General features: G+C 37.1%; 11 protein-coding genes. 5 read left to right on the top strand and 6 right to left on the bottom strand.

What is annotated here, in order from left to right:
- Position 1: 1 nt before the first annotated feature.
- Genes BUC16_RS11955 through BUC16_RS11965 form a run of 3 tightly spaced genes read right to left on the bottom strand, consistent with a single transcriptional unit; the run spans position 2 to position 4,059 of the window.
- The gene (locus BUC16_RS11955; protein ID WP_073370875.1) at positions 2–1,294 is read right to left on the bottom strand and encodes a glycosyltransferase family 4 protein; all 1,293 of its coding nucleotides are present in this window, start codon (positions 1,292–1,294) and stop codon (positions 2–4) included.
- A 2-nt stretch (positions 1,295–1,296) separates the two neighbouring features.
- A complete protein-coding gene (locus tag BUC16_RS11960) occupies positions 1,297–3,735 on the bottom strand; it encodes a YfhO family protein (protein WP_073370877.1) in 2,439 nt (812 codons plus the stop codon).
- Positions 3,736–3,777: 42 nt separating this feature from the next.
- Complete coding sequence (locus BUC16_RS11965; RefSeq protein WP_073371238.1) at positions 3,778–4,059, bottom strand: DUF4834 family protein; 282 nt, start codon at positions 4,057–4,059, stop codon at positions 3,778–3,780.
- A gap of 121 nt (positions 4,060–4,180) precedes the next feature.
- On the opposite strand from BUC16_RS11965, the gene BUC16_RS11970 reads away from it, so the two are divergent.
- Positions 4,181–5,116 carry a transporter gene (locus tag BUC16_RS11970; RefSeq protein ID WP_170860873.1) on the top strand — a complete coding sequence of 312 codons (936 nt, stop codon included), beginning with the start codon at positions 4,181–4,183 and terminating at the stop codon, positions 5,114–5,116.
- 23 nt (positions 5,117–5,139) lie between these two features.
- The gene (locus tag BUC16_RS11975; RefSeq protein WP_073370879.1) at positions 5,140–6,258 is read left to right on the top strand and encodes a GTP cyclohydrolase; all 1,119 of its coding nucleotides are present in this window, start codon (positions 5,140–5,142) and stop codon (positions 6,256–6,258) included.
- A 107-nt stretch (positions 6,259–6,365) separates the two neighbouring features.
- On the opposite strand, the gene capB is transcribed toward BUC16_RS11975, so the two are convergent.
- The gene (gene capB, locus BUC16_RS11980; protein WP_073370880.1) at positions 6,366–7,628 is read right to left on the bottom strand and encodes a cysteate-C-fatty acyltransferase; all 1,263 of its coding nucleotides are present in this window, start codon (positions 7,626–7,628) and stop codon (positions 6,366–6,368) included.
- 261 nt (positions 7,629–7,889) lie between these two features.
- On the opposite strand from capB, the gene BUC16_RS11985 reads away from it, so the two are divergent.
- Complete coding sequence (locus BUC16_RS11985; protein ID WP_073370882.1) at positions 7,890–8,747, top strand: NYN domain-containing protein; 858 nt, start codon at positions 7,890–7,892, stop codon at positions 8,745–8,747.
- Between the two features lie 53 nt (positions 8,748–8,800).
- On the top strand, positions 8,801–10,309 hold the full coding sequence (locus BUC16_RS11990; RefSeq protein ID WP_073370884.1) for an FMN-binding glutamate synthase family protein: 1,509 nt from the start codon (positions 8,801–8,803) through the stop codon (positions 10,307–10,309).
- Between the two features lie 142 nt (positions 10,310–10,451).
- Here the strand turns inward: BUC16_RS11990 and BUC16_RS11995 are convergent, their stop codons facing one another.
- Positions 10,452–12,311 (bottom strand): polysaccharide lyase family protein, encoded by a 1,860-nt coding sequence (locus BUC16_RS11995; protein ID WP_073370885.1) that lies wholly within the window; start codon positions 12,309–12,311, stop codon positions 10,452–10,454.
- 737 nt (positions 12,312–13,048) lie between these two features.
- Positions 13,049–13,492 (bottom strand): lipocalin family protein, encoded by a 444-nt coding sequence (locus tag BUC16_RS12000; RefSeq protein WP_170860874.1) that lies wholly within the window; start codon positions 13,490–13,492, stop codon positions 13,049–13,051.
- A gap of 216 nt (positions 13,493–13,708) precedes the next feature.
- Here BUC16_RS12000 and BUC16_RS12005 point away from each other — a divergent pair, with 216 nt between their 5' ends.
- The gene (locus BUC16_RS12005) at positions 13,709–14,281 is read left to right on the top strand and encodes a non-canonical purine NTP diphosphatase (RefSeq protein ID WP_073371240.1); all 573 of its coding nucleotides are present in this window, start codon (positions 13,709–13,711) and stop codon (positions 14,279–14,281) included.
- Positions 14,282–14,297: the final 16 nt, after the last annotated feature.

Below are 14,297 nucleotides of genomic sequence, written 5' to 3' on the forward strand. Positions count from 1 at the left end.
GTTAGAGATTAGAGGTTAGGAGTTTTACCAATTTTTCGGTCAAACTCTTTCTGGAATATTGTTGCAAACCTACTGCATTTGATTGTAGTTTCCCTTCCAAAAACTGGTTATAATAACCCAAAAGTACACTTTTTAGTTTCATTTTCTCTGAATAATCAAAGAATACGCCCGTATTGGTATTGGTGATGATTTCGGCAAAGTCGGAACCATTGGGTCCAATGGCAATAATGGGTCTGTTGGAAACCATATATTCAAATAATTTTCCCGGAATAATGCTTTTGGTATCTTCCGAATTGATTTCTATAAGCAACAGTACTTGTGATTTTCTTTGATGGGCAATCGCTTCGGAATGCGAAACATATCCCAAGTTGTTCAAATAGGAATTCAATCCAAATTGGGCAATGGTTTCCAATACTTCCTGGCTCACCGCTCCCATCAATTTTATTTCCAAATGCGATTTAAAATCGGGAATTTCATCGATTAATTCGACCAAACTCTCCCAAAGCATTTTTGGATTTCGTTCAGAAAGAAAAGAGCCAATGTGTGCCAAAGAAAACTTGGTATCCAAAGTCTGTTTTGCCACGTTTTCAGTATCATAACCATTGGTAATTACGGCAATTGGTTTAGTCGTAATGGCCTGAAACTCGGTTTTTGTGGTATTGCTGGTCACGATAATCGTGTCGGCCGAATTCAGCACTTGATGTTCCAATGTCTTGTGTTTCTTGGCTGCATAATTCGACAATCGCAAGGATTTGTGATAGCCAATGGTTGTCCAGGGGTCACGGAAATCGGCAAACCATTTTACATCCAATTTTTGTTTCAGTTCCAGTCCAACAAGATGTAAACTGTGTGGCGGCCCCGAAGTGACAATCGTGTCGATATTATTTTCGACAATGTATTTTTCCAAAAATGCCACCGAAGGTTTTACCCAAAAAACACGGGCATCTGGAATAAACAAATTACCCCGAATCCAAAGAAATACTTTATCCAAAAAGGATTGCTTTTTTTGATTTGGAATAATTCCCGAATTCATTTTTTTGGTTTTATTCTTCGAAAGAAACGACGCCAATTGATACGGTTCGAAAATTTTATGCTTGAGAATAATGGCTTTATCCGAAACCTCATTTACCAAGTTCTCGTCAACAATGGGATATGTTGGATTCTCAGGAATATAGACAATCGGCTGAACGCCAAAATCAGGCAAATATTTCACGAATTTCAACCAACGCTGAACACCTGGCCCTCCAGCTGGCGGCCAATAATAGGTTATGATAAGCAGTTTTTCTGGTTTCAAGTTTAAGGTTTAAGGTTTAAACTTTTCTTCCTTTCAAAATATATTCCGCCAATTAAAAGTAACAACATACCCAAAGAACTGAAAAGCGTAATCGTGCTTCCCGTTTGAATTACCTGTGGTTCGAACTTGAATTCTATGGTATGTTTTCCTGCTGGAATTCGCATTGCTCTCAATACGTAATCTACAGGGAAATGGTCGGTTAATTTTCCATCTATATATGTATTCCAACCTTTTTCATAATACATTTCAGAGAAAACAGCCAATCCGTTTCCTGTATTATTTGAAGTATATTTTAAATGATTAGGTTTATATAAATCCAATTGAATGGTTGCCAAAGAATCTTTTTGAAAAAATTGGGAACCACCTTCAATTTTTGTCATTGTTCCAAATTTTAAATAATTTATTACTGCAACATTTTTGGTGTCTAATTTGTCCAATGCCTTCATTTCTGCATCGGCAGAATTTACAGCCCTTAATTCTTTTACAAACCAAGCATTTCCATTGGCATTCGGGTTTGGAATTGGAATCGAAGCACCCGTTGAGTCTGATTGAATAATGTATTTCACGTTCAACATGTTCAGAATCTCGATATTGTTCTTGGCAATTTGATAATCGAATAATTGTTGTATTCTTCTAGGTTTCACGGCACTGTAGCCACCAATAGATTTATGGAAATAAGAAGCCCTTGCACTTGATAAATTACCGGCAACTTCAAAAACTCGGTAATGGGTCGTGTCTTGCAAAATCTGCGTGTCGGCAGGTGTTTCCTGAAAAGGAACTTCCACTTCGCTTCTACTCACAAAATCCTTGGTCGAAACATATTTCTTGTCCACGAAAAACAAATCGAAAACCATCAATAATCCCACCAAAATTATCGCCGTGTTCTGGGCTAATTTTTCTTTGACAAACAACCATAAAACACCGGCTGCCAGCAAAATAAAAAATCCGGAACGCAACAAATCAGCCGAATAAAGCGTCATCCTGTCTGATTTCAATGCATCCACAAATTCTGGTCCGTAACTTTCCCTGAAATAACTGTCGTTCGCTCCGGCAAAACTGAAACTGTCCTTCAACAAAAACAAACCTACAATAATCCCGAAGCCAACTGCGGCGGATTGCCACAAGACTTTGAATCGTGCTTCCTTTTCCAAATTGAAAAAGGATTGCAAGCCCATAATTGCCAAAACAGGAAAACACAATTCCAGAATTACTTGTATCGAAGAAACTGCCCTGAACTTATTGTACATAGGTACATTATCAATGAAAAAATCGGTCAATGCCGGGAAATTTTTCCCCCAAGACAACACCAAGGCAACGATGGCTCCCGAAAGAAAGACGTATTTTATTTTTCGTTTATCGGCGAATAAAGCCAAAACTCCCAAAAAGAAAACCACAATCCCAATGTAAGCCGGAGCAGCCACAATAGGTTGATCGCCCCAATAGGTTGGCATTCCCGAAACAAAATCGTTGGCTTGATCAGCAGGAACTCCTTTCCCCATCATAAACTCGTACATTTTGCTGTCTGGGCCAATATTTTCGTTATTCGAACCTCCAAAAAGTCGTGGTGCAATTAAATTGAAACTTTCGGCAATCCCATAACTGTATTCCGTTATATAATCGCGGGACAAGGCACTGTTGCCAACATTTTTTGTACCATCGGCATTATAAGTCAATTCACTTTTTCCTCTTGTGCTAAAGTTGGCATATTCGGCCGTGGCCAATAAATTGGTGGCATTGGCTCCAAGGGCAAAAATTCCGGCAATTGCCAAAACGCCAAATGAAGTCAACAACGATTTGTACTCCTTTTCTTTTAAAGCCTGATAAATAAAATAACCTGAAAGCACCAACAAGAAAATCAACAAATAATACGTCATTTGAAAGTGATTCGCATTGATTTCCAAGGCAACGGCAAACATTGTCAGCAATCCACCCCAAATATATTTCTTTTGAAAAACTAATATAAAGCCGGCAATTACCAATGGCATATAGGCGATGGCGTGCGCTTTGGCATTGTGGCCAACACCGAGAATTATAATCAAATAGGTAGAAAATCCAAAAGCCAAAGCTCCGAAAAAGGCTTTGAGTGGATCTATTTTCAAAACCAAAAGCAAGCCGTAAAAACCTAGAAAATACAGAAATAAATAATCAGCAGGACGAGGCAAGAAACGTAAAGCATCATCCATCATTCCGATGTAATCGTGCGGATATTTGGCTCCCAATTGATAGGTTGGCATTCCTCCAAAGGCGGAGTTTGTCCAATATGGCTCTATTTTTTCGGCTTTTCTAAAATCGTTTTGTTCCTTTGCCATTCCGGTATATTGGGCAATATCGGATTGGAAAATTTGTTTTCCCTGCAAAACGGGATAAAAATAAATAAGGGAAATTAATACGAATCCAAGTAGGACTAAAGCGTGCGGATAGAACTTTTGAAGTTGCTTCATTAAATTTGGTTGTTGGGTTTTGGTTGTTGGTTTTGGGTAAATTTAATCTATTTCTTCGTAATCGACATAATCCCCCACTTTTTTGGTTTCTCGAGATTTCTTGGCATTGGCGGTATCAATAATAATCTCATCGTTATTTGACGTTTTTTGCCAAGAATTACCTTGGGCATATTGCTGCTGCCTTTGAAAATTTTCACCGGCTTTTTCTACTACTTTTTTAACTATTACAGGCAAAAACAATCTTGCCAAAAATTTAAAAATATAGTAAAAAGCTATTATGTAAAACAATGTTTTTATAAAACCGTAAAAAGACGCTTCTTGCATAATCAAATAATTTTTTGCAAAATTAACAATTCCAACGTTCAAAATTAAAATATCATTCTTAAATAAATAATAAAATATAGTACATTTGAAAAGCCTTATTCCCTTTTAACCTAAAAATAGCATGTACAAAATCAAAACCTTAATTGTCACCGTCTTTTTGATGCTACCATTAATTCATTATGGACAGCACACCGATGAAATCAATTCGAACAGGCCGGGCGAAACCATGTCGGCTTTTGGAGTGGGAAAATCAGTTTTTCAAGTGGAATCAGGTATTTATGGCATCAAGGAAAATCACAGCATCTTGAATTATGATGCCAATGGTTTTGGAGTTGACTTGACGTTGAGATGTGGATTGTTTTTGGAAAAACTGGAATTCATTGCCGACTTCCAATATCAATATGAACAAGTCACTTCTCCGATGAGCATCATAGACAAATCCGCTTTTAAACAAACCGTTTTGGGAGCCAAATATTTGATTTACGATCCATTCAAAAACTACGAAAAACAAATCAATGTATACAGTTGGAAAGCCAATCATTCCTTCAATTGGCACCAATTAGTTCCAGCATTTTCAGTATTTGTGGGAGCCAATCTAACCTTAGAGGATAATCCATATTATTTTTCACCGGATGCCGCTATTTCGCCAAAAGTAGTGCTCATTGCCCAAAACCATTTAGGCGATGGAACCTGGGTTTTCGTGACCAATATTATTGCCGATTACATTGGAACCGATTTTCCTAGTTACGGTTACGGGATTACCTTGACCAAAGGTTTCAACCGAAATTGGTCTGGTTTCATAGAAAACCAAGGCTACATGAGTGACTTTTACAGCGATGCCATTGTTCGTGGCGGTGCTGCTTATTTGCTTAATAACGACATGCAAATTGATGCTTCCATAAGTACAAGTTTAAAAGACACGCCTTCCATACTTTATGGTGGAATTGGATTTTCTTGGCGTTATGATGCCAGATATAAAGAAGTGCGAATGAAAGTTGACACGGGAGATTCAGACAAAAAAGCCAAAAGAAGAGCCAAAAGAACCAAAAAAGGATAAACTCACAATACCTAATACACAAAATGATTACCATAAAAGAAGCCGTTACAAAAAAGGAAATGACCGAATTCGTCAAATTCCCTTTCTCCTTGTACAAAGACAACAAATATTGGGTTCCTCCCATCATTGCCGATGAATTGGAATCCTTCGACAAAACCAAAAATCCAGCTTTCGAAAGCGCAGAAGCCTATTTTTATTTGGCCTACAAAAACAATGAGATTGTCGGCAGGATTGCCACCATCATCAATTGGAACGAAGTGAATAATCAACACAAAAAGAAAGTTCGTTTTGGTTGGTTCGACGTGATTGATGATATCGAAGTGACCAAGGCTTTATTGGAAAAAGCCTATGAATTAGGAAGAAAAAACAATTTGGAACACGTAGAAGGACCGATGGGTTTCTCCAATCTGGATAAAGTTGGCGTTCTCACCGAAGGTTTTGAAGAAATGGGAACCATGATCACTTGGTACAATCATCCTTATTTCGCGACTCATTTGGAGCAATTGGGATTTGTCAAAGAGAAAGAATACATAGAAAGCATCTTTCCTTTTTCGAACGTAAAACCCGAATTCTTCCTGAAAGCACAAGCGTTAATCAAAAAGCGTTATGAACTGACGAGTTTGAACTTTACCAAAACAAAAGACATAATGCCTTATGTGGACAAAATGTTTGATTTGTTCAATAATTCTTATGCCAGTTTGTCTTCGTTTGTGGCCATAACCGATATTCAAAAAGAATATTTCAAGAAGAAATACATCAGTTTCATCAATCCGGAATACATCAAATTCGTGATGGACAAGAACAATGACATTGTGGCTTTCAGCATTGTGATGCCTAGTTTTTCGGAAGCGTTGCAAAAAGCCAAAGGCAAACTTTTTCCATTTGGGTTTTACCATTTACTTAAAGCCCGAAAAGATAGCAAAGACGTTGTTTTTTACTTGATAGGCGTTCATCCTGAATACCAAAACAAAGGGGTAACGGCAATCATATTTGATGAATATTTCAAGACTTTCAGTGAAAAAGGAATCGTCAACTGCATCCGAACTCCAGAACTGGAGGAGAATCACGCCATACACAATTTATGGAAAAATTTTGATCCAAGAGTGCATTGTAGAAGGAAAACTTTTATCAAAAACCTGTAAAAAAGTTTGCAATATCAGTTAACACAAAAAAAATCCATTCACATAACGAATGGATTTTTTTTATATAATTTCACTGTAAACTGTGACTGCAAACTATAAACTAAATATTAAGCATCCAAATCAACCTTAGTTCTACTGGCTATCTCTTTATAAGTTCCGTTTACCAATTTCTCACGAATTGCTTCAAACGCAGTAAGTGTTTGATCAATATCATCCAATGTATGTGGAGCAGTAGGAATAACACGCAGTAAAATCATTCCTTTTGGAATAACCGGATAAATTACTATCGACAAGAAAATACCATAATTTTCTCTTAAGTCATTCACCATTACCATCGCTTCCGGCACACTTCCTTCCAAATAAACCGGTGTAACGCAAGTATTGGTGTCACCAATATTAAATCCTTTGCTTCTCAAACCATTTTGCAAAGCATTTACGTTTTCCCATAATTTGTCTTTCAATCCCGGGTTATCACGCAATAACTGTAAACGTTTCAAAGAACCGATAGTCTGAATCATTGGCAATGCTTTGGCAAACATTTGGGAACGTAAATTGTATTTCAAATAATCGATAATATCTTTATCGGCAGCCACAAAAGCTCCAATATTCGCCATTGATTTGGCAAACGTAGAAAAATAAACATCAATTCCATCTTGACAACCTTGCTCCTCGCCTGCTCCGGCACCTGTTTTACCAAGTGTACCAAAACCGTGGGCATCATCAACCAAAAGACGGAAATTGTATTTCTTTTTCATTTCCACAATTTCTTTCAACTTTCCTTGCTGACCGCGCATTCCAAAAACACCTTCAGTAATAAAAAGGATTCCTCCACCTGTTTCCGTAGCTATTTTGGTAGCGCGTTGCAGGTTTTTCTCCATACTTTCAATGTCGTTGTGCTTGTACGTAAAACGTTTTCCGCTGTGTAAACGAACCCCGTCAATAATACAAGCGTGCCCATCAACATCATACACAATCACGTCGTTTCTTGTAACCAAAGCATCGATGATGGAAACCATTCCTTGGTAACCGAAATTCAATAAATAAGCTGATTCTTTCATTACAAAAGCAGCCAATTCTTGCTCTAATTGTTCGTGATATTTAGTATGACCACTCATCATGCGCGCACCCATTGGGGCAGCTGCACCAAATTCCAAGGCTGCATCTGCATCTGCTTTACGCACTTCTGGATGGTTTGCCAGACCTAAATAGTCATTCAAACTCCAGTTTAAAACCTCTTTTCCTTGAAATTTCATTCTTGGTCCCAAGTCTCCTTCCAACTTTGGAAACACAAAATAACCTTCTGCTTGTGAAGCCCATTTTCCTAGTGGACCTTTATTGTTTTGAATTCTTTCGAATAAATCTTTTACCATAATATAAATGAAGTGATACTATTAATTTTAAGAAGTTGCAAAAATAATTATTTAAATTTTATTATGGTCTCGAAAGCAAAATTATTTTTAGGAGCTAATCCTGCTGTCCACTATATCTTTTGCTTTTAAAGAAAAAAGCAAAAGGATACCGTTTAACTTCGTTGAATCTTCGATTTCCATCAGGGCTAGGCATCTTTGGTAACAATAAACTTTGTACATTTGAATACTATTTTTCATTAGCAAAAATCATATCAATAAAATATGTCACAAACCTCCAAAGAATTAAAACTCGCCGTTCTCATTGATGCCGACAACGTTCCTTACAGCAATGTCAAAGGAATGATGGAAGAAATAGCCAAATATGGCACACCTACCACCAAGCGTATTTATGCCGATTGGACCAAACCCAATGCCGGAGGTTGGAAATCGGTTTTACTCGAACACGCCATCACTCCTATCCAACAATACAGTTACACGGTGGGAAAAAACTCTTCGGATTCTGCTTTAATCATTGATGCGATGGATTTGCTGTATTCTGGAAAACTGGATGGTTTTTGCATTGTTTCCAGCGATAGCGATTTCACCCGATTGGCCATTCGTTTGAGAGAATCCGGAATGAAAGTAATTGGCATTGGCGAGAAGAAAACACCAAGCGCCTTTATCGCTGCTTGTGATAGATTCGTGTTTATTGAAGTGCTGGACGGAGCCATCAAAAAGACTAGAGCAATTGCAAATGGACAAAACAAATTACCAAAAAGCAAGATTGTGGAGGAGAACAAAAAAGTAATAGACCCGACCGCTAACGAACAGGCGAAGCAAAAAATAACGGCAAAATCTCCTGAAAAAATAGTACAAAAACCGCTCAATAAAATTGACAATCAAACCATAGAACTCATTGAAGACACCCTCGAAGCGATTGGCGATGAAGACGGTTGGGCTTTTCTTGGCGATGTCGGCAACCTCATCGTGAAGAAAAAACCCGAATTTGATCCCAGAAATTATGGTTTTTCGAAACTGACTCCAATGCTTAAATCACTGACCGATATTCTCGAAATCGACGAAAGAGAATCCGACAAAAAAGGAATCAAGCATGTTTATGTAAGATTACGTTTTGCATAATAGTCAGAATCAAAAACTTCAATCCATAAAAAATTTTTAAATTTTTCTGATTAATGAGAAAACAATTATTCGCAATTGGCTTAACACTATTGACAATTTCCTTTTGTTTTAACTACTTTCTAAAAACAGGATTTGTGTTTTCAACTTTAATGATAATTCTAATAATTATCGGATTCTACAATACCATACAACAAAAACACGCCATACTTAGAAATTTTCCGGTTTTGGGTTATTTCAGGTATTTGTTCGAAAAAATTGTACCCGAAATCCAGCAATACTTCATAGAGCGCACTACCGACGGGAAACCGTTTTCAAGGAACCAACGCAGCTTGGTCTATCAAAGAGCCAAAAATATTGATGCCACATCCCCTTTTGGAACTCAATTGGTACTGAATCAAGACAGTTATGAAGGAATCAAACATTCGATATTTCCGGCAACAGTCAACGAAGAACTGCCAAGAGTTATCGTTGGCGGACCAGCTTGTACCCAACCTTATTCGGCTTCTTTATTGAATATTTCTGCCATGAGTTTTGGGTCATTGAGTGAAAACGCCATTGTTTCACTCAACAAAGGCGCACAAAAAGGAAATTTCTACCACAATACCGGAGAAGGAGGTTTAACCGAATTTCATCAAAACGGTGCCGATATTACTTGGCAAATCGGAACGGGTTATTTTGGTTGCCGCGATGACAGAGGCGGTTTTGACGGTGGGAAATTTGCGGAAAAAGCCAATCTTTCTGCCGTAAAAATGATTGAAATAAAATTGTCGCAAGGTGCAAAACCAGGTCACGGAGGCGTACTTCCTGCTTCCAAAAACACGGAACAAATTGCAAAAATAAGAGGCCTTCAACCCCACACAACCATACTTTCGCCACCTTGCCACAGCGCTTTTTCCGATGGTAAAGGATTAATTGAATTTATTACTCGTTTACGCCAATTATCCAATGGAAAACCTATTGGATTCAAATTATGCATTGGTGACACGTCCGAATTTGAAAACTTGTGCCAGGAGATGATTCATCAAAATTGCTATCCCGATTTCATAACCGTTGATGGTGCCGAAGGCGGAACGGGAGCTGCTCCATTGGAATTTGCCGACGGTGTTGGAATGCCTCTTGAACCTGCCTTGATTTTTGTAAACAAAACCTTGATTCGATTGGGAATTAGAGATGAGATCAGGGTAATTTGCAGTGGGAAAATCATTTCGGGTTATTCCATATTAAAAGCGATTGCCTTGGGAGCGGATATGTGTAATTCAGCACGTGGGTTCATGTTTTCTTTGGGCTGCATTCAAGCATTGCGATGCAACAACAACGAATGCCCAACGGGAGTGGCCACGCAAAACAAAATGTTGATAAAAGGATTGGTGGTTACCGATAAATCCGAAAGAGTGTTTCATTTTCACAAAAACACCTTGCACGCCGCCAACGAATTACTGGCTGCAGCCGGAAAAAACTCTTTTGCCGAAGTCGACATCAACATCTTTATGCGGGGAGACGAGTTTTCGAACCTTGCCGATCACTATTTTCCGGATAATTTAACGAATGTCACTAAGCATTAAACACAAAAAAGGAGGGCTTTTTACAGCCCTCCAATTATTGATTTTGATTTGCCTATGTCCACAATAGTTATTAAAGAAAGTCACATAAAGCATTAAGTGCAAAAAACAACCTAAGTTTTGAAACGAATTCTTTATATTTCATTTATTTTGAATCATCCAACTCTAAACGTAAATAATCGTACAATACACCGAAAGGCCATTTTTTTGCATCAAAAGAGAGTTGAATAGTATTCTTGCCTTTTTGAAGTAATTGGGCATCAAAAACCAAATTTATTTCCACTTCTTTTCCTCTTATCCCATCACGGTGCATTACTCCCATTTCTGGTAAATGTCCTGTGTTTCCAATTGGTTTACCATTCAAAGTAACATAAATAATTTCTCCTTTTCTACTACCACAAATGGCCAATCTCAAAGTCCCTTTACCCTTTTTTTGTTCGGCTAAATCAAAATTTACATTCCATTTTGTACCACCTACAACAGTATAATCTGCATCAATAACCGTGGGTTGGCAATAATTCCAATCTTTACTCCAATCACTCTTTCCAATGGTAAAATTTACATCATTGGGAAATTCTTTTGGATATAACATGTACAGTCCCCATTGCCAGTAATGGTCTCCGTGTTTGAATTCGGAAGCTGAACGATTGGGAATTCCTATTTCCCATAATTGTTTTCCGTATCGAATGGGTGTCCAAATTTGTGTTCCTATATCCAATTTGCTTCCAGAAGTAATTGTTATGGCTGTTTTTTTAAACTCTCCCAAAATTCCATCGGCAAAAGCATATAAATTGTATTTTCCAGCACGAATATTGGGAATTGTAAAAGTTCCATTTGCGTCAGCATGTACCCAAAATTGATAATTTTTCCCTTCATATTGCCAATTTGTATCCATTGTCGCTAATCCAACCCAAATATTTGAAATAGCAGTTGTTGGTGTTAAGGAATCATTGATTTTAATTTGACCTTCTAAAGTTCCTCGTTCTTGTTTTAACGGATATTCTTTATCTTTAACCCAACTAAAAGGCCATTGCAGTTGCTGTTTTTTAGATTCCTCGATGGCGTCATTCCACATTAAATCACTGTTTGCACCCGAATTGCAATAAAAATAGAAAGGACCAATAAATTTATTCCAATCTTCATTTGGGTTAAATTTTAGTGCAGTACCTCCATAATGCCCATCTTGCCAATGATTTAGCAAAATAGCTTCTACATGACCCGTGTTGCCTACTTGTGTTGGACCTCCGTTAATGTATTCAAAACTGGGATTTATCACCCAAAAGCCAATGTTTTTTTGTGTACTGGTCCAACCCCAAGTGGGAGTTTGGGCCAAAATAGCCGAATAATCGTATTTATGCTCTACTTCGCCTTTTCTAATTCCGGTAGTAAGAAGCTTTGCTTCTTTTACATTTCGTTTTATGCCGTTTTCAACATCAAAAGCTGAAGCCATTTTTTGTTTTCGGTTAGCATCAACAGTATAAAAATCAAAAATAGTTGGATTTAATTCAACAATCATTCTTCCTTGTCCTAATTTAAATTTAGGATAATCTGGGCGATGATGGAAGTACGCTGAAAGATAAACTCCTTTGTCTTGCTTTCCTAACGTAAATCGAAGGTCAATATCCAAGGGAATAGTTGTAGTGTCATTTTCGTATTTGAATTTAAAACTTACTTCTGCACGTTCACCATTATTTTCAGAAGGATTGGTGCGAATACTATAGCTCATCTTTTTAGAAAATTGAACTAATTTTTCATCATCATGAAATTCATCGGTAGTGGCTACAATATTCCAATTAGCCCTTTGTTTTCCAACCATTTCCAGTCCTTTGTATTTGATTGAAGATATATACGCACTTTTTTTATTGAGTGTTACTTGCACAAAATCGTTTGAAAGTATTACGGTAGTACCTTGATCGTTTATTGCTACACCTTTTTGGGAATAACCAATGGATGTAATGAAAATGATAGCTAGAAGGAAGGGGTTTTTTAGACTTTTTTTTATCATAAGTAGGTGTTTGGGGACATACAGCATTCCTTAAGATAAACAAATAGGGATTTGGTTTAAGGGTTAATATAGAAAAAGGCAAAAAGGTTCAACTTTTGACTACAACCAAAATTAAGCCGATCCATTTTACCCAATGATGACAAAAAAAGGAGGGCTTTTTACAGCCCTCCAATTGTTGATTTTGATTTACAATTGTTTACATCTACTTACCCTTTAGTTGACTAATAAATAATCTTCCATATTTCGGTACTTATGTAAATAAGTAATGAATCAAAACCATATTCAAATGTACAATAATTTCACTTTCAAATATTTCAAAAACAAACATTTAACACCAAATTAACTCCGTTGTTTTTTCACCATTGAAATTGAATGGAAACCTTTTAATTTTAAATTATTTTAGAAATAAATCAGGTCTTCGCAATCAATTTTCAAAACCCTTAATTTACCCAAAAATCAAATCCCTAATTGTCAAAAAAAAAGGAGGACTTTTTACAGTCCTCCAATTTGTACGTTCTGATTTATCATTATCTAACTTATACTTAAATTCGGTATAGCTGACTATTGAGATACTTTTTCTAATATTAAAATATTTATGATATTATATGCTCAAGTAATTAATCAGAACCACACCCAAATTTACGATTAATTACAACACAAAACATTGTTTTCAAATACTTTAACAACGAATTAAGAGTCTTTTGTCTTCTTTCTGTAAAAAAGAAAACAATTCCTGCTTATTTCTTGAAATACAGGTTAAATGTCCCGGATTGTCCCGAATAGGTTCCGTCAATTTTCAACAACAAATCGGTTGCCGAAAGACTGGCCACATTAAAAGTTCCGTTAAAACTGGTGCCTGAAACAGCAATTGTAATCGTGTTTCCACTTTGCGTCCAAGTTCCCGTTTTTTCTTCAAAGGCACAAGCCGTTGTATAATTGCCATATTTTGCATTACCTCCAGCATTAAGTTCAATATAATCCTTGTTGCAACCATCTTCATTCTTGAAATAATCAGTTGAATATGGGATGGTAAACGCTCCAGAAGTTGCGGTTGATTTGTTGAAATTCCATTTTCCTTCAATATAATTCATGTCCACAGGACCGCTGTCATCTTTGGTGCAAGAAGCAAAGATTGTCACTAAAATTAATGTCAAAAGAAATAAAGTACCTGTTTTTTTCATGGTTTTTTCTAATTTGGTTAGCATTACAATAATAAGCAAAAAAAATCCAACCCAAAAGCTTGTCAGTTCATCTACCGACAATAACAACAAATAACAAGTTAAAACTTATGTTTTTTTCGTTTGTTTAATGAACATTCCACAAAATGAAAATCGGATATCATGATACCATTTTCAAAAGATTGTATCTTTGTTTTTCATCCTATTAAAAACAAAAAAATGAAACTCGTTTTTGCCACCAACAACAAAAATAAAATCCTTGAAGTCCAACAATTGCTTCCTTCCACTATCGAAATTATAAGTTTGGAAAGCATTGGCTGCTTCGAAGAAATACCGGAAACCGCCGATACCATCGAAGAGAATGCCATAATGAAAGCCAATTACGTGACCCAAAAATACGGTTACAATTGTTTTGCCGACGACACTGGACTGGAAGTGGAAGCGCTAAACGGAGCTCCCGGCGTTTACTCGGCACGATACGCGGGCGAACAACGCAATGCCGACGACAACATGAACAAGCTATTGGAAGCATTGACCGACAAGACCAATAGAAATGCCCAATTCAAAACCGTAATCGCCTTAAACCTGGACGGCAAACAACATCTTTTCACTGGAATTGCCCGTGGCGAAATCACTTTGGAAAAAACAGGAAATCAAGGTTTTGGCTATGATCCCATCTTTCAGCCGGAAGGTTTTACAGCCACTTTTGCACAACTTTCCATGGCAGAAAAAGGCATTATCAGCCATCGTGGCAAGGCTACACAGCTCTTGATTGACTTCCTGAAAAACTAACTAATTGATTTTCAAA

The sequence above is a fragment of the Flavobacterium fluvii genome (assembly GCF_900129545.1).
Taxonomy (GTDB): Bacteria; Bacteroidota; Bacteroidia; order Flavobacteriales; family Flavobacteriaceae; genus Flavobacterium; species Flavobacterium fluvii.

Excerpts from the sequence above, each read along its gene's own strand:
- BUC16_RS11985 (WP_073370882.1), top strand. The coding sequence starts at position 7,890 with ATGTCACAAACCTCCAAAGAATTAAAACTCGCCGTTCTCATTGATGCC.
- capB (WP_073370880.1), bottom strand. The coding sequence starts at position 7,628 with ATGGTAAAAGATTTATTCGAAAGAATTCAAAACAATAAAGGTCCACTA.
- BUC16_RS12005 (WP_073371240.1), top strand. The coding sequence starts at position 13,709 with ATGAAACTCGTTTTTGCCACCAACAACAAAAATAAAATCCTTGAAGTC.
- BUC16_RS11970 (WP_170860873.1), top strand. The coding sequence starts at position 4,181 with ATGTACAAAATCAAAACCTTAATTGTCACCGTCTTTTTGATGCTACCA.
- BUC16_RS11960 (WP_073370877.1), bottom strand. The coding sequence starts at position 3,735 with ATGAAGCAACTTCAAAAGTTCTATCCGCACGCTTTAGTCCTACTTGGA.
- BUC16_RS11975 (WP_073370879.1), top strand. The coding sequence starts at position 5,140 with ATGATTACCATAAAAGAAGCCGTTACAAAAAAGGAAATGACCGAATTC.
- BUC16_RS11990 (WP_073370884.1), top strand. The coding sequence starts at position 8,801 with ATGAGAAAACAATTATTCGCAATTGGCTTAACACTATTGACAATTTCC.
- BUC16_RS12000 (WP_170860874.1), bottom strand. The coding sequence starts at position 13,492 with ATGAAAAAAACAGGTACTTTATTTCTTTTGACATTAATTTTAGTGACA.
- BUC16_RS11965 (WP_073371238.1), bottom strand. The coding sequence starts at position 4,059 with ATGCAAGAAGCGTCTTTTTACGGTTTTATAAAAACATTGTTTTACATA.
- BUC16_RS11995 (WP_073370885.1), bottom strand. The coding sequence starts at position 12,311 with ATGATAAAAAAAAGTCTAAAAAACCCCTTCCTTCTAGCTATCATTTTC.